Origin of the sequence: Ameyamaea chiangmaiensis (genome assembly GCF_013376175.1) — a bacterium.
Taxonomy (GTDB): Bacteria; Pseudomonadota; Alphaproteobacteria; order Acetobacterales; family Acetobacteraceae; genus Ameyamaea; species Ameyamaea chiangmaiensis.
Genome location: NZ_JABXXR010000061.1, coordinates 1 through 15,053, shown reverse-complemented (window position 1 = coordinate 15,053; position 15,053 = coordinate 1). Strand labels below are relative to the sequence as shown.

Below are 15,053 nucleotides of genomic sequence, written 5' to 3'. Positions count from 1 at the left end.
ATCCACCGGGGCGCCGCGCCGCGCGAACAGGCCGAGCGCCAGCACCGCCGGCAGGGACAATTCCACGATTTTCCGCGCGCAGACGATGCCATGCGCCGGATCGAGTCGCTGCCAGAGCACGGCGGGGCCGGCCTGAAGCACGTCCACCAGCCAGCCGAACGCGAGCGCCGCGAGGGCGAGCATGCCCACGATGCGCAGACCTCGTCGCGGTGAGCGTGTGGGATCGAGCGACAGCAGCGCCGTGGTCCCGCCGACGGCGGCAATCACGGCCAGGCTTGCGGCCTTCCACCAGAAGCTCGGCATCCCCATGGCGTGCGGCATGTCCGGACGCATCAGGCCCAGCTTCAGCACGAAGACGATCTCGATCACGCCCAGCGCCAACAGGATCGTCGCGTCCCGCCACGGCGTCCGCCGTCTGACGGGCCGCAGGCCGGTCGCGAGCCGATCGATCAGGGGATCAGTCGACATCACTACCTCGCATTACTAAAGCATTCATGCGGGTCAGACCGCGATGAATGTTGACCTTGACCAGCGTGACGGACTGTCCCGTTCGGCGTGCCGCCTCCTCGATACTCAACCCGCGCAGCTTGACGAGGCGGATGGCTTCCGCCTGCGCTGGCTTCAACTGCCCGAGCAGGCGCTCCAGCGCATAGGCCGTCGTCACCTGCTCCTCATGATCCTGCACCGGCAGATCGTCGTCGAGCGGCGCATCATTCGCCCGGCTGGCGGCCCGCAACCGATCGATCCACTTGTATCGAGCGATCGCCGCGATCCAGGGGCCGAACTTCTGGGACGGATTGAATGTATGCCGTTTCTCGTGAACGGCAAGCAACGTGTCCTGTACTGCATCGTCAACCATGGATAGCGGCAGACGCCGGAGAAAGAAGCGTCTCAGCCATGTCTGCGCCTCGGCGAGCACGCGGCGATAGGCGTCGGCATCGCCGGCCTGAGCCGCTGCCATCCAGCGGCTCCAATCCGCTTCCGTCACGAACCCTCCGTCCCTGCTTACGGCGAGAGTCCGCTCCCGCCATCGTCGGCCAGCGTCAGCACAGGCTGCGGGCGCCAGGACGACGCGAACAACGCGTGCAGCGCCTCGATCCGTGGTGCGTCGTATGTAGCGATATACGGATGATCCGGATAGCGGGCCGCGAAATTTTGGTGATCTGCCTCGGCCGGGTAGAATCCATGATCCGGGGCCACCTGTGTTGCGATGGGCCGCGCGAAGACATGCGCCGCGTCGAGCTGTGCGATATAGGCGTGCGCTTCCTGTAACTGTTGCGCGGAGCGGGTGTAGAGCACGGAGCGATATTGCGTGCCGTCATCCGGGAACTGGCGGTTCACCTGTGTCGGGTCGAGGGCGACGGAGAAGAAGATGCGCATCAACGTGCCGTAGCTGACCTGCGTTGGGTCGAAGTCGACTTCAACTGACTCTGCGTGTCCCGTATCGCCGCTGCTGACGGTCTCATAATCCGCCGTGTCGCGCGCGCCGCCGTCGAAACCCGCGCGGGTCGCGGTCACGCCACGGACATGTTCGAACACGCTCTGCACGCCCCAGAAGCAGCCACCCGCGAAGACGGCGCTTGCATGGTGCGTCGCGGGCGCCGGTTCCGTCAGAACGGGCGCCGGAAGAATACGGGGGCCGGGCTCGCCCATTGCCGTGTGGCAGGCGGCGCCGAATGTGGTCAGCGCCACCAGGGAAACGCCGAAAAATCCTGATCGTGTCATGATTCCAGCTCCTTCAGGCCGTATGGAATGAAAGTGCCACGCCGTTCATGCAGTAGCGCAGGCCGGTTGGCTGAGGCCCGTCATCGAACACGTGGCCAAGATGACTGCCGCAGGTCGCGCATCGCACCTCCGTGCGCTCCATGCCCAGGCTGTCATCGCCACGTTCCTGCACGGCGTGCGGCAGCGCGCTGTCGAAACTCGGCCACCCTGTGCCGCTTTCGAACTTGGTGCGCGCGTCGAAGGCTGCCGTGTCGCATCCGGCACAGGCGAAGCGGCCGGGGCGATGCTCGGTCAGCAATGGGCTCGAATACGGCATTTCGGTGCCTGCCTCGCGCAGCACGATGTATTGCGCGGGCGTCAGCAGGCGGTGCCATTCGGCGTCGGTATGCGTGACAGGATAATGCTCGGCGGCCCGTGCACGACCGAACACCGCCATGGCAACGGCGGCAAGAAAGAATTGGCGGCGGGATGTCATGCTGTGTCCCCCTTGTTTTGGGTTGTCACAGCGTTCTTCGCGAAAATTCCCTGTCCGGTTACGCGGGTGGGAAGAATTTTCCATTTCCGTCAGGACATGGCGGAAACTGTAACCTTTCGCGCCTGACCGACGAATGCATCCGCATCAACGCCTGACCATTCAGTCGGAAAGCCCGGACATGCTCTCATCACGCCGCGTGCGGCCGCGTCGCACGCCATCGCCCTTTATTCGCATCACCCATTGGATCGGCGCATTGTCGATGCTCGCCATGATCGGCAGTGGCTGGCAGATCTATAATGCCTCGCCCATTCTGCCTTTCGAATTCCCGGCCTGGGCTACATTGGGTGGCTGGCTGGGCGGCGGGATCGCCTGGCATTTCGCGGCGATGTGGGTGCTGATGGCTGCCGGCGTCGTCTACCTGGGGTATGGCGTGCTGTCGGGGCATTTCCGCCGCGATCTGCGGCCCGTCGGCCCGCGCGCCATCGGTCGTGATATGGCGCAGGCGCTGCGCTTCAGGTTGTCCCATGCCGCCGGTCATTACAATGCCATCCAGCGGTTGCTTTATACGGGCGTGCTGATTGTCGCCCTGCTGACCGTTGCAAGCGGGCTGTCCATCTGGAAGCCGGTGCAGCTTGGATGGCTGACATGGCTGTTCGGCGGTTACGATGTCGCCCGCCGCATTCATTTCGCGATGATGACGCTGATCGTCGCCTTTCTCGTCATTCACATCGCGCTCGCCCTGCTCGTGCCGTCGACCCTGTTCGGCATGGTGTTCGGCCGTCGTCCCAGCGCGGCGCCGGAAGTGAGCGTTCAGGAAGGGGGCGCCCGATGAGTCACAACCGCCTCGATCGCTCGGCGATCGCCCCCGAACTGCGCCGGATCGAGCGCCGTCTGATGCTCAAAGGCGCCCTGTCGCTTGGTGGACTGTCGATGCTGTCCGGCTGTGCGCTGGACGACGAGCCGTCCGTGGAGCGTGCGCTCAGCGCGATGTCGCGTTTCACCGACCGGATGCAGGCCCTGCTGTTCAGCCGCCAGCGGCTCGCGCGGGAATTCGACGCATCCAGGATCACGCATCCTTTTCCGTTCAACGCCTATTACGACGAGAGCGAGGTTCGCACTGTCGATCCCGCTGGCTGGCGCCTGGACGTCGGCGGTCTGGTGTCGGACAGACGCCCGTGGTCGCTCGCGCAGTTCCGCGCGCTGCCGCAGAAACGGCAAATTACACGCCATATCTGCGTCGAGGGATGGAGTGCGATCGGCGACTGGTCCGGCGTGCCGCTTTCGATGTTCCTGCAAAAGGTCGGCGCGGATCTGCGTGCGAAATATGTCAATTTTCGCTGCTTCGACGATTATTCGACCAGCATCGACATGGCGACCGCGCTGCATCCGCAGACCATTCTGGCGCTGGACTATGGAGACCGTGCCCTTCCGCCTGCCTATGGCGCGCCGATGAAGGTCAGGATTCCAACGAAGCTCGGCTACAAAAATCCGAAATATCTCGCGTCCATCGAAGTCACCAATCGCTTTCCGGGCGGCTACTGGGAAGATCAGGGTTACGACTGGTTTGGCGGGTCATAAAAAAAGACGCGTCCCTGTAACCCGACGACATGCCTCATCGAAGAATAGAGCAGAGAGGCGGAATGTTTCCGCCTCCACATCATCGACAGATCAGGAAATTACCATGTCTATTCGCAATATCGCCATTGCCGCCGCTTTCTCGTCCGTCGTCGCTCTGGGTGGCGTCGCTCACGCACAGGACGCCATGTCGCACGATGCCATGGCCCCGAAACAGATGGCGCCAAACTCGATGGCACATGACAGCATGCCGAAGAACGGCATGGCGCATAACACGATGGCCCCGAATGCGATGTCGCATAACGGCATGTCTCATGATAGCATGAAGAAGCATGGCGGCATGGCGCATCACGGTATGAAGAAGGACGCGATGGCCGCTCCGCAGGACAGCATGGCCAAGCCGAACTAAGTCAGGTTTCGCGAACCATCCGGCTGACAGGCGCATTCATGAAGCTGAAAAGTGTAATATCCACCGCACTGGGCGGCATGTTGGCGCTTGTCGGCACATCGGTAGTATCTTTCAGTTTCGATCATGTCTTTAACATGTTGCCTGAACGTCAAGAGGCTCGGTTCAGAAACGATCATAGACAATCACGTCGGCGTCGGGGATCCGTCCGCCATGCGGTGGCAGTTCGCCTACCCCCTTTCCGACCGCCACGAACATGACCAGCGCATGGTCCTTGGGTAGGCGAATGATCTCCGAGACCTGCTCAAAATCGAACCCGTCCATAGGGCAGGTGTCATAGCCGTGCGCGGCGGCCGCCATCATCAGGGCATACGCCGTCATACCGGCAGAGCGGAATGCTTCGTCCCGCTGCATCGCCGGATTGTTCTCGTAGAATTGAGTGATCATGCCGACGTATTTCTCGCGCATCGCCTCTGGCGCATCCTTCCAGTATCGACCCGGATCCTTCGCATAGGCATGCATGTCCGCGCACAGGACGACGAGTGCAGAGCATTCCTCGATCTGGGGCTGGTGCCATGCCACTTTCTTGATCTCGGCCCGCACGGCCGGGTCTCGCACCACCAGGAACCGCCAGTTCTGAATATTGAATGCGGTAGGCGCTGTCCGCGCCGCATGCAAGATGGCGGCCAGAGTCTCGTCCGGAATCTCATGACTTGCGTCGAAGCGTTTCGTCGCGCGCCGCGCGAACATCGTATCCAGAATCTCATTCATCTTGCTTTTTCCTTCTGTTCATCCAGATCCGGCGCGGGCGCGGAGCGCATCAGGCCACACATTGCCTCTGCCGGCCAAGCCCATCAATGCCGAATTCCACGACGCCTCCAGACTGGAGATAGACGGGCTCCGGCCGCATCCCCATCCCGACGCCCGGAGGGGTTGCCGTGGCGATGACGTCGTCCGGCATCAGCGTCATGTAACGGCTGACATACGCGATGATCTCAGCCACGAAAAAGATCATCGTCCTTGTATTGCCGGCCTGCATCCGGCGACCGTTCACTTCGAGCCAGATACCAGATCCTGGGGATCGGGCACTTCGTCCCGGGTCACCAGCGCCGGACGTTCCTGTCCCGGTTCGCCGTAACGGCAGAGCTTCATGCGTGTCTCCTTTCGCTCAGTCGGAATCGCAGACGATAAGAGTCGAGGGTTCGAGCGCATGCACGTGGATCGTTTCGAATCCGGTAACCGCGATACCGCAACCCGCATCGGCGTTGTGCCCAAGGATTTCCAAGCGTCCCTCTGCGACGAGAGCATAGACACAGCGGTCCGCATAGGTGGGGACGACGGCCTGTTCGCCGGCCGGGAGCGTGAGCCGAAGCACGCGGGCACGGGCCTTTAGCGGCAGCGGGTCACCCGACCGCCCCTGATCCGTTTCCTCCGGATCGTCGGCGGGAAAGCCGCTGGCCAGCAGGGCATGCTGATGCCCGAAGCGATCCTCACTGCGGCGCAGGCCGATTTGCGGGGCGCCGCCCTCTTCTTCGGGCGCCAGCCAGAGCTGAAGCACCGTCGCCGGCGCGCCGCCGGTTTTCCACGTTGCCAGGGCCACGCCATCGCCAGCACTGACAACATGACAATCGCCCGGCTTCAACAGGCTGTCGCCAAGACCATCCACCAGCGCCACGACGATGCCATCCAGGACCAGAGTCACGATCTCGACCGCCCTTTCATGGTCCAGCCTGAAGGCGGCATCGGCCTCCAGTTCGATCCGGTTGAGCACCCGGAGTCGCCCCCAATGTGAGGGAGCGGGGTAAACGTAGTTCCGAAACGCGAAATGACAGTCGAGCTTGACGCCATCCTGGACCAGATGCCCCAACTCGGAGGGCAGCAGCACCTTGATCATCCTTGTCGACCTCCCCGCCCCTCTTGCCGGATGGCCGCCCGCTGGGCCGTCGCGACCGGATAGCGCGCCTCCCAGCCACCGCCGAGCGCGCGATACAGGCGGGCCACCGAGACCGAAACTGCCGTCGTCGACCGCACGAGCTGGTTCTGGCTGGCCAGAAGCGCGTTCTGCAAGGTCAGCACGTTCAGGAAATCCGACGCCCCCTGCACGTATTGCTGCTGGGCCAGACGTACGGCCGTCTCGTTCTGGGCCACTGTCTCCTTCAGGCGGTCGCGCTGCTGCTGGGCGGCGGAGAAATCGGCCATTGCGTCGTCGATCTCCTGCCATGCCTTGAGGATGGTGCGCTGCAGGGTGATCGCCGCTTCCTTCTGCTGCGCCCGGCGCAGACGCAATTGCCCGGTCAGGCGACCACCCTCGAACAGAGGCAGCGTCATGGTCGGGCCGAACCCGTATTGCCGCGACGCCCAGGACCCGAGCCCGCTGAACTGCAGCGCTTGCACGTCGAGGCTGCCGGAGAGCGTCACGCGCGGAAAGAAATCCGCCACGGCCACACCGATGCTGGCGGTGGCGACATGCAACTGCTCCTCGGCCATCCGAATATCGGGCCGACGCTCCGCCAGTTCCGACGGCAGGCCGACGGGCACCGCATCGGGTACCGGCGGAATCGGGGCCGGCGTGGCGAGCTGCGCCCGGAGCGCACCCGGCTCGCGTGCCACCAGAAAGCTCAGCGCGTTGATCAGATGCACTTCCTGGCTCTGCAGGATCGGCAGGCGCGACTGGAATTCGCTGAGCTGTCCGCGCGAGTCCGCTACGTCCAGTTGGGTGGAGGCACCTTGCGCAAAGCGCAGGCCCGTCAGGACAACGCTGTGCCGGGCAGTGTCGATATTGCGGCCGACGATGGCGATCTGCGCCTGCACGCCACGCAGATCGAGATAATCCTGCGCGGTCTCGGCCATCAGCGAGACCAGGACATCCCGCTGCATGTCCTGCGTCGCCTTGACCGCCGCGTTGGCGGCCTCGACCTGGCGCCGGACATGACCCCAGAGATCGACCTCCCATGACGCGCTCATGCCGTATTGCGGCAGGTTGAAGGACGGATTGCCGACCGTGCCCGGCACGGCCACAGGGCCGAAGCCCTGCGCGCCGCTGGCGACATCGCCCGCGCCGGCGCGCTCCAGCGTGCCAAGCAGGCCGAGGATACCGTTGGTGCTGGCCCGCTCGCGTGCATAGGAGGCATTCCCCTCCACATGTGGGAACTGTGCCGCGCTCGCAATCCGCCGCTCGGCCAGGCTCTCCGCCAGACGATAGGCGCTCGCGCGCAGATCCAGATTGGCGGACGCGACCTGCTGTTCCAGCGCGGTCAGCACCGGATCGCGATAGATCGTCCACCATTGCGGATCGGCGGGGCTTTCCTCGGGATGGCTTTCGGCATCCGGCAGGCCGCGATGCCAGTGCGGCACGCTGGCGAGATCGGGCTTGTGATAGTCCGGACCGACCGTGCAGGCGCTAAGCAGGAGCATGCTCGTCAGAGCGAGCATCTGGCGGTTAAGGCGTGTGATCATGATCCGCCCCTCACCGCCACGCATAGCGGGGGTCGCCCGCCTTCGGACCTTCCGGGCGCGATGCCGTATCAACCGCCACCTCGACCGACATCCCCACCCGGACCCGCGCCGCCAGAGGCTGCCCCGGATCGAAGGTAATGCGCACCGGCAGACGCTGGACCACCTTGGTGAAGTTGCCGGTCGCATTATCCGGCTGGATCGGCGCGAACGCGACGCCGGTCGCAGGCGGGATGCTGTCGACGTGGGCACGGAGCGGCTGACCCGGGAACGTGTCGACCCAGACCGTCGCCTTCTGCCCCGGCAGAACGTGCGTGAGTTGCGTCTCCTGGAAATGGGCGACCACGAACGCATCCTGGACCGGGGTGACCGCCATCAGCGCACTGCCGGGATTAACGTAGTTGCCCACACGCACGCCACGCGCGCCGACCACGCCGTCCACCGGGGCCGGGATGGTGCAATAGGACAGATCCAGTTCCGCCCGCTGTTCCTCACCTTCGGCGCGGGTCAGGTTGCCCCTGGCACGCGCGATCTGGGCGGCGAGCACATCCTTTTCCTGGGTCGCGGCCTGCACGCTCGCCTCGTCGCGGACTTTCGCGGCCGTAGCCTCGCGGGTCTGCGCCGCCGTACGCTGGCGCTGCTCCATTGTGCCGGCACCGCCGGCCGCAAGATTACGGTACCGGGCCTCATCCTGCTGCGCGAAAGCGAGTTGCGCGTCGTCGGCCAGCACGGCGGCCCGGGCGCCGGCAATGAGCGAATCCTGCCGGATCAGCGTAGCCTGCAAGTTGGCGATGTCGGCACGCGCGGCGACCACATTGCCCTGGGCCACCTTGAGCACAGCGCGGTAGTCGTCATCCTCGATATGGGCCAGCACCTCGCCCTTGCGAACCTGCTCGTTGTCCTGCGCCATGACCGCATCAATCCGGCCGCCGACCTTGGGGGCGACGACCGAGGAATAGGCCGACACATAGGCGTCGTTGGTCTCGATCCGCACGCCGTCTCCGAGCACAAGGCGGTCGCCGCCCCATGCCGCCGCCCCCAGCACCACCACGCCGGCCGCCAGCAGCAGCGCCTTCGTTGTTCCGTTCATGAATATTCCCTCTAGCGACCCCGGCGGCCGCGTCGTTTGTCGCGGATTGCGCGGGACCGTCAGGTCAGCTTCAGGTAGATTGTTACGACGAGGGCCACGAAGTAGCCCTCGATGCGGTCGCGCAGCGTCCACCTCAGTGCGGTCGCGTTGCCTATTTGATCCGATGATAGGATGTTTGGATGCTGCACGCGGCGCGTATCCCGATACGAACTGGTCTTCATATTCTTCTCACATGACATACTGTCCGTCCCCGTCAGCGTGCAGGAGCGGAGGTGGACGGCGCGCGGGGCGGATAGACCCGTTGCGGCAGAACCAGATTGAGCATGAACAGGGCGGCGCAGACGCCGATCATGATCGTGTAGATATCGGCACAGGCCAGAATGAGCGCCTGCTCAGACGCCTCGCCGTGCAGCAGGACGGCCATGTTCCAGTCCAACCGGGCCGGATCCGCGATGTGTGGCGCCAGCAGCGCCTGCGCCGGGTCGCCCCAGGACTGCAACGCGGTATGGTTGGTGCCATAGGTGTCGAGCAGCATGGTGGAATGGAATTGCTCGCGCCGACGCAGCAGGGCCGAAATGACGCCCGCCGCGATGGCATTGGCCACTCCCTTGGTCATGTTGAACATGCCCGAGATGAACGGTCCATCGGCCGGGCCCAGGCCCATCGTCGCCAGCATGAGGATCGCGATGACCATCATCGGTTCGCTGGCCACCTGCAGGAGCTGCATGACATAGAAGTTCTCGCGCACCCAGTCAGCATCGATCCAGGTGCCTAGGAAATAGGACAGCCCCTGAATCGCAAGGCCTGCCATCAGCACATGACGGCAATCCACCCGGCGGATATTGCACAAGGCCGAGACCAGCGGCAGCGCGAGCACTTGTGGTACCGCGAGGATCAGCATGACCGGCGCGATCTGGATCGGGCGATAGCCACGCACCTCCTCCAGATAGACCGCAGGGATTTCCGCCGTGACCGCCCCCAATACCAGAACCGCTGCCAGCGTCAGCAGTGCATCCGTCACGTTGCGCTGCTTGAGCAACTGGATGCGGAAGAACGGCACCGGATGGAACCATTCATTGACGATGAAGAGCACGAACAGGAACCCGCCGCCGAAGAAGAGGTGGGTAATCAACGGCGAACGAAACCAGTCCAGCCGGTCGCCCTGTTCGAGGGCAATCACCAGCATGCAGATCGCGGGCAACCCGGTCAGCAGGCCGCGCCAGTCGAACTGACGGAAACGCTCCAACCGGATCGGATCCTGTGGCAAGCCCCATGCCACGCACACCATCGAGATCAGGCACAGCGGCACGATCTGCCAGAACAGGAACGGCCAGCCGACATACTCGAACCAGAATCCCGCCAGCGGCGCGCCGCCAATATTCGGCCCGAAAGTCGCGGTCAGAGCATAGGCGCCCAGACCGTAGATCTTGATATTGGGCGGCAGGAAGCGCAGCGCGACCGTCATCAGCATTGGCGGCAGGCTACCGCAAGCCAATCCCTGCACGCAGCGCAGCAGAAGAAGAGACGACAGGTTCGGCATGAAGGGGGCCGCCGTGCCCAGCACGCCCACTAGCCCCGTCATCGCGATCGTCAGGCGTCGGATGGAGAACGTCACCGAACACCAGGGAGCGAACGCCATCGCAGCGATGTTGAACGCCTCGAACAGGGCGGTGATCCAGGTCCCCTCGTCATGCCCGAGATGGAATGCGCCCCGGATATCGGCGAGCCCAGCCTCGGTCGTGTGCTCGTTGAACCCCGCCAGCAGGACTGCCAGCAGCACGCCCGCCAGCCCCGTCGCCAGGCGCGGACCGAACACCGCCGCCTTCGGCGGCGCCGGAGGTGGTTCCGGTTGCATAGACACGGGCGCGGGCAGCACTTCGCGGCGCGGACGTGTCAGCGCATCAGCGTGGTCCATAGGCACCTCGCAACAGAATCGTTTGATCTCGTGTCGGCAGTCTTGAAGAAACATCCTATGTTTGGGAACGCTCAATTATGAAATCGTCTGGAAGCAGATATGAAACGGTCGGATGTCAGATTCCGGTTGCGACGACATGATGTCTCTGTCAGCGTTGGCAGAGGCTCTTGGCGACACATTCATCCTATGATTGGGTGTTTATCAGCCATTCCCGTGCCTGATTCGCAGGATATGCAGGATATAAGGAAGACCCGATGGCACATGTGGCGCACGGCTACGATCTCAACCTTCTTCAGGCTATGAACGTGCTGGTCGAGGAATCGAGCGTTACCGGCGCGGCCGAGAGGCTGCAGGTCAGTGCCGCGACCATGAGCCGCACCCTGTCCCGCCTGCGCGAGACCTTCCACGATGCCATTCTGGTGCAATCGGGTCGGCATATGGTGCCAACACCGCGTGCCCTGCAGATGCAGCCGCGCGTCAGCCAGATCCTCTCGGCGATCAGCGATCTGTATCGTCCACGGCATGCCCTGGATTTCACCGGCCTGACGCCGACCTTCCGTATCCGGGCAGCCGACGTGGTGATCGGCTCCTACGCCGAGGCGCTGCTGCGCGCCCTGCGTGCCGACTGCCCGGACACCACGCTAATTTTCACAGCGGAGTCGAACAGCGACGACAGCGATTTTCTGCGGCAGGGCGGGATCGATCTCTATATCGGCGCCACGGCGCTCCTACGGCCCGAAATCATGCGCCAGACCCTATTCGAGAGCCGCTTTCGCGGGGTCGTGCGGGCCGGTCATCCGATCCTGCTGGGAAAGATCACACCACAGGCGCTGGTAGCCTACGAGCACATCGCCGTCTCGCGCCGAGGGAGGCGACGGGGACCGATCGACGAGGTCCTTGCCGATCAGTATGGGCTTGAGCGCACTGTCGCGCTGTTGCTGACCTCCTTCTATGCCGCGCTGCAAGGGCTGTCACAGACCGATCTGATTCTCCCGGCACCGGATATCCTGACCGATGCAGCGATGCTCGATCGACTGGGTCTTTATGGATTTCCTCTCCCGCTCGATCTGGAGCCGGTGACGATCTTCCAGGCCTGGCATCCCCGACACGACACTGACCAGGTCCATCAATGGCTGCGACGCACGGTCCTGCGTGTCATGAGCCCTCGCGCCCCGATCATAAAGCCAGAGACCGCTCAGGCTTTATGACGCTCCTGTGCCGCCCGCTTGCGAACGCTGCGAGCCGCAGCCGTGCCAAGAGATTTGCCGTCAGTAAAGGCCGCGATCAATGGCTGGAGGATAGCCCGTGCCGCCCTCACTGCCCGCGGTGCATCCCCCGCTTCGATCGCCTGGAACAGCCGTTCGTGAAGCTCCAGCTTCGGCTCGGTGACTCCATGCTCAACGAGGGCAGAAAGAGCGGCTTCGCGCGCCGCATCCAGAAAATAGCGATAGAGAGGGATCAGCGCATCGTTGTGACTGGCCTCCGCGACGGCCAGATGGAAGGAAGCATCCAGGTCCAGAAAGCGGGCGAGGTCGCTGGAGGAACTCCGTTCGCCACGCGCCTTCAGGGCTGCCCCCATTCTACGGATGTCCCGCGCTGTCCGGCGGAGCGCTGCCAGACGCGCGGATTCCGTCTCCAGCATCACACGCAACTCGAAATGATCGCGCAGGCTGGTATGACTGACCTGCGCCATAATCGTTGCGGGTTCATGCAAGGCACGCACGTAGGTCCCGTCGCCCTGACGCACCTCGATCATGCCGGCATGAGACAACACGCGCACCGCTTCGCGCACGGTGTTGCGGCCGATCTGGAGCATTTCGGCCAGTTCTGTCTCCTTGGGAATGCGCTGGCCAACGGGCCAGTCACCGGATGCGATTCGCTCACGCATCGCGGCAAGCGCCGCATCGACCAGGGAAGGACGCGGCAGGCGTGAAAGGGAGATCGGAGCCGTCATGTGCGCAGCATAGCCTGTTTGAGCGGATCATCCCATGTCTGAATGTCATTATCGTGGGCCGGCATACGACCTTTGCACGATAGGATCGGCGATATACTGATAACCGTCACGGAGGCTCCAGACGACGACAGGATAAAGAGTCAGGACATTCTGATTCCCCACAAAAACCGCCGTATCTCCCTCCTACGGTCACGAGAGGTCCTTATGAAACTCTACGATCTTGTCCTCTCCGGCAATTGCTACAAGGTCCGGCTGTTCGCGGCCCTGACGGGCATTGACCTTGAACTCATTCCTGTCGACCTCGCGGCTGGCGAGCACCATACTCCCAGTTTCACGGCGCTGAATCCGTTTCAGGAGGTGCCCGTTCTGGTCGATGGAAAGACCGCGTTGCGGGATTCCCAGGCAATCCTCGTGTATCTGGCGGGCCAACTCCGGGATAGAACGTGGTGGCCCGAAGACCCGACATCCCAGGCAGAGATCGTGCAATGGCTGTGCATCGCCGCGAGCGAGGTTCGTGACGGTCCCAATGCCGCCCGCCTGATCCGGAAATTCGGCTACGATCTCGCGATCGAGCGGGCGCTTCTCGTCACGCAGCGGCTTCTGCCGCTGCTGGACCAGCACCTAAGCACGCATGAGTGGTTCGCGATCGGCCATCCGACCATCGCCGACTGTGCGCTGTTTCCCTATCTTGCGTTGGCGCATGAAGGCGGCATCGACCTTGCCCCCTTTCCCTCGCTCACAGGATGGCTCGACCGCGTTCGCGCCTTGCCGAAGTTCACGCCGATGCCAGGAATTCGGGGATGACACGCGACGCCTCTCCGATGTCAGCCGTAAACTGGATTGAGGCATTTCTGCCTCGGGCGGACTTTCACGAGCAACACAAAATCGATATCGCAGCGCCGGCCGGGCTTATCCTTGATTGCGCTATGGACTACCGGCTGAAAGATGACCCACTCGTCCGTCTCGCCATAGGATTACGGGAGTTGCCCTCACGGCTGTCAGGACGAACGAGCCGGCCGCCCTTCGACCGGGACGATTTCACCTTTCTGGGACGCAAGGGGGACACCGCCCTCGCTTTCGGACTGGTCGGTGCGTTCTGGAAAGCCGATTACGGATTGATACCGTGCCACTCGGCGGAGGATTTCCGGACCTGCGCGCTTCAGGACGCCTGCAAGCTTGTGTTGTCCTACACGCTCCATCCTCTCACGCGCAGGACAAGTCGTCTGACAACCGAGACAAAGGTCTTCTGCCCAACGCCCACGACGCGACGGCATTTCGCACCCTACTGGTATCTCATCCGTCCGGTTAGTGGACTGATCCGCAGACGCATGTTGGCCTCCGTACGCAAGCAGGCGGAAAGCCGCACCAATTCGCCGACGATCACCGGCTGATGCCTGGTATCCCGCCGACCCCTTCGGCCAGAAATTCCACGCATAGACGGATCCGGGTCAGATTAGTGCGTTCGGGCGCGATCAGCATGCTCAGCGGTACGGATGGCAGCCTGTAGTCTGGCAGGACAGGCACGAGCCGCCCGTCCCGCAGGCAGTCTTCCACCAGCCAGCGATGGGCCGGGCCGAAACCCCTGCCCGCCAGAAACGCCTCCCGCGCCGCCAAACCATGATCGACGATCAAACGGCCATGAAACGGCACGACATGGTTTCCACCCTTGACGCTCCGCAGGACCAGCCGGTCCGATCCATGCACGCGCGACATTCGCACCCCTTCGCGATCACGCAGATCCACCGGTCGCCGCACCGGCCCAGTACGGTGCAGCCATTCGGGCGATGCGACCAGAAGGCGCTCGCTTTCCCCCAGGGAGCGTAGTTTCATCGCACAATCGCTCAGGGGACCGAGACGGATGGCGATATCGACCCCATCCCGCACCAGATCAATCCGCTCGTCCGTCAGGCCGAATTCCACCCGTATTCCCGGATTCTGGTCTTGAAAGGCATAAATGAGCTGGCTGACGTGCAGGACGCCCAACGCGCCGGTGCAAGAGATGCGCACCGTCCCGGCCGTTGCCTGCCGCGTGTCGCGCATCTCCTGACTTGCCTGCTCGACGAGTGAGAGGATCTGCACACAATGCGCGTAATAACGCGTTCCTTCGTCCGTCAGCGCCGTACGGCGCGTCGTCCGCGTCAGCAGAGACACACCCAGTGCGTCTTCAAGCTCGCGCAGATGCCGCGTGATCGTCGATTGCCCGGCGCCGGTTTCACGGGCGACGGCCGCCAGATTGCCACGTTCGGCGACCCGCACGAAGGTCCGCATCCGCTCCAGTGAGACTGGCGATTGTTCCATATTTCGGCATTCTCCCTTCCGCCATCGCCATATGGGATAAGAATATCCTATCGCGTAATCTCGTTGGGAAACGAAATTTTCCACGCAATGAGAGTCCGCTCATGAATGTTCTGATCGTCTTCGCCCATCCGGAAAGACACTCGCTCAACGGCGCCCTGCTTG

19 protein-coding genes are annotated in these 15,053 nt (G+C 63.3%); 6 read left to right on the top strand and 13 right to left on the bottom strand.

What is annotated here, in order from left to right:
* From HUK82_RS09240 to msrB, 4 genes are all read right to left on the bottom strand, one after another.
* A partial coding sequence (locus HUK82_RS09240; RefSeq protein WP_176613687.1) for an NrsF family protein occupies positions 1-468 on the bottom strand: 468 nt, incomplete at its 3' end.
* Positions 458-988, bottom strand: a complete 531-nt coding sequence (locus tag HUK82_RS09235; RefSeq protein WP_043458827.1) for a sigma-70 family RNA polymerase sigma factor — start codon at positions 986-988, stop codon at positions 458-460. The genes HUK82_RS09240 and HUK82_RS09235, both read right to left, overlap by 11 nt.
* Positions 989-1,005: 17 nt before the next feature.
* Positions 1,006-1,725 carry a peptide-methionine (S)-S-oxide reductase MsrA gene (gene msrA, locus HUK82_RS09230; RefSeq protein WP_012553924.1) on the bottom strand — a complete coding sequence of 240 codons (720 nt, stop codon included), beginning with the start codon at positions 1,723-1,725 and terminating at the stop codon, positions 1,006-1,008.
* 13 nt (positions 1,726-1,738) lie between these two features.
* Positions 1,739-2,200, bottom strand: coding sequence for a peptide-methionine (R)-S-oxide reductase MsrB (gene msrB, locus HUK82_RS09225; protein WP_176613686.1), 462 nt, complete (start codon positions 2,198-2,200; stop codon positions 1,739-1,741).
* Positions 2,201-2,378: 178 nt separating this feature from the next.
* Between msrB and HUK82_RS09220 the strand changes: the two genes are divergently transcribed.
* The 3 genes from HUK82_RS09220 to HUK82_RS09210 all read left to right on the top strand — a co-directional run bounded on the left by HUK82_RS09220 (position 2,379) and on the right by HUK82_RS09210 (position 4,184).
* Complete coding sequence (locus HUK82_RS09220) at positions 2,379-3,032, top strand: cytochrome b/b6 domain-containing protein (protein WP_012553926.1); 654 nt, start codon at positions 2,379-2,381, stop codon at positions 3,030-3,032.
* A complete protein-coding gene (locus HUK82_RS09215) occupies positions 3,029-3,778 on the top strand; it encodes a molybdopterin-dependent oxidoreductase (protein ID WP_012553927.1) in 750 nt (249 codons plus the stop codon). Before HUK82_RS09220 ends, HUK82_RS09215 begins: the two co-directional genes overlap by 4 nt.
* 103 nt (positions 3,779-3,881) lie before the next feature.
* The gene (locus HUK82_RS09210; protein ID WP_012553928.1) at positions 3,882-4,184 is read left to right on the top strand and encodes a pentapeptide MXKDX repeat protein; all 303 of its coding nucleotides are present in this window, start codon (positions 3,882-3,884) and stop codon (positions 4,182-4,184) included.
* Positions 4,185-4,346: 162 nt separating this feature from the next.
* Here HUK82_RS09210 and HUK82_RS09205 read toward each other — a convergent pair whose 3' ends face one another.
* The 7 genes from HUK82_RS09205 to HUK82_RS09175 all read right to left on the bottom strand — a co-directional run bounded on the left by HUK82_RS09205 (position 4,347) and on the right by HUK82_RS09175 (position 10,579).
* The gene (locus HUK82_RS09205; RefSeq protein WP_012553929.1) at positions 4,347-4,952 is read right to left on the bottom strand and encodes a nitroreductase family protein; all 606 of its coding nucleotides are present in this window, start codon (positions 4,950-4,952) and stop codon (positions 4,347-4,349) included.
* A gap of 49 nt (positions 4,953-5,001) precedes the next feature.
* Complete coding sequence (locus tag HUK82_RS09200; RefSeq protein ID WP_373318225.1) at positions 5,002-5,196, bottom strand: fumarylacetoacetate hydrolase family protein; 195 nt, start codon at positions 5,194-5,196, stop codon at positions 5,002-5,004.
* A gap of 153 nt (positions 5,197-5,349) precedes the next feature.
* On the bottom strand, positions 5,350-6,075 hold the full coding sequence (locus tag HUK82_RS09195) for a pirin family protein (protein WP_176613685.1): 726 nt from the start codon (positions 6,073-6,075) through the stop codon (positions 5,350-5,352).
* A complete protein-coding gene (locus HUK82_RS09190) occupies positions 6,072-7,637 on the bottom strand; it encodes an efflux transporter outer membrane subunit (RefSeq protein ID WP_176613684.1) in 1,566 nt (521 codons plus the stop codon). The genes HUK82_RS09195 and HUK82_RS09190 overlap by 4 nt, the downstream gene beginning before the upstream one ends.
* Positions 7,638-7,647: 10 nt before the next feature.
* Positions 7,648-8,724 carry an HlyD family secretion protein gene (locus tag HUK82_RS09185; protein WP_012553932.1) on the bottom strand — a complete coding sequence of 359 codons (1,077 nt, stop codon included), beginning with the start codon at positions 8,722-8,724 and terminating at the stop codon, positions 7,648-7,650.
* Positions 8,725-8,783: 59 nt separating this feature from the next.
* Positions 8,784-8,945: a hypothetical protein gene (locus HUK82_RS09180; RefSeq protein ID WP_012553933.1), complete on the bottom strand. Its 162-nt coding sequence runs from the start codon at positions 8,943-8,945 to the stop codon at positions 8,784-8,786.
* Positions 8,946-8,977: 32 nt separating this feature from the next.
* Complete coding sequence (locus tag HUK82_RS09175; RefSeq protein ID WP_373318226.1) at positions 8,978-10,579, bottom strand: MFS transporter; 1,602 nt, start codon at positions 10,577-10,579, stop codon at positions 8,978-8,980.
* Between the two features lie 314 nt (positions 10,580-10,893).
* Here HUK82_RS09175 and HUK82_RS09170 point away from each other — a divergent pair, with 314 nt between their 5' ends.
* Complete coding sequence (locus HUK82_RS09170) at positions 10,894-11,847, top strand: LysR family transcriptional regulator (protein WP_012553935.1); 954 nt, start codon at positions 10,894-10,896, stop codon at positions 11,845-11,847.
* Here HUK82_RS09170 and HUK82_RS09165 read toward each other — a convergent pair.
* Complete coding sequence (locus HUK82_RS09165) at positions 11,835-12,593, bottom strand: FadR/GntR family transcriptional regulator (protein ID WP_012553936.1); 759 nt, start codon at positions 12,591-12,593, stop codon at positions 11,835-11,837. The genes HUK82_RS09170 and HUK82_RS09165 overlap by 13 nt on opposite strands.
* 204 nt (positions 12,594-12,797) lie before the next feature.
* On the opposite strand from HUK82_RS09165, the gene HUK82_RS09160 reads away from it, so the two are divergent.
* Positions 12,798-13,397: a glutathione S-transferase family protein gene (locus HUK82_RS09160; protein ID WP_012553937.1), complete on the top strand. Its 600-nt coding sequence runs from the start codon at positions 12,798-12,800 to the stop codon at positions 13,395-13,397.
* A gap of 179 nt (positions 13,398-13,576) precedes the next feature.
* Positions 13,577-13,984: a hypothetical protein gene (locus HUK82_RS09155; protein ID WP_246495806.1), complete on the top strand. Its 408-nt coding sequence runs from the start codon at positions 13,577-13,579 to the stop codon at positions 13,982-13,984.
* On the opposite strand, the gene HUK82_RS09150 is transcribed toward HUK82_RS09155, so the two are convergent.
* The gene (locus tag HUK82_RS09150) at positions 13,974-14,891 is read right to left on the bottom strand and encodes a LysR family transcriptional regulator (protein ID WP_176613683.1); all 918 of its coding nucleotides are present in this window, start codon (positions 14,889-14,891) and stop codon (positions 13,974-13,976) included. The genes HUK82_RS09155 and HUK82_RS09150 overlap by 11 nt on opposite strands.
* Between the last annotated feature and the right edge of the window lie 162 nt (positions 14,892-15,053).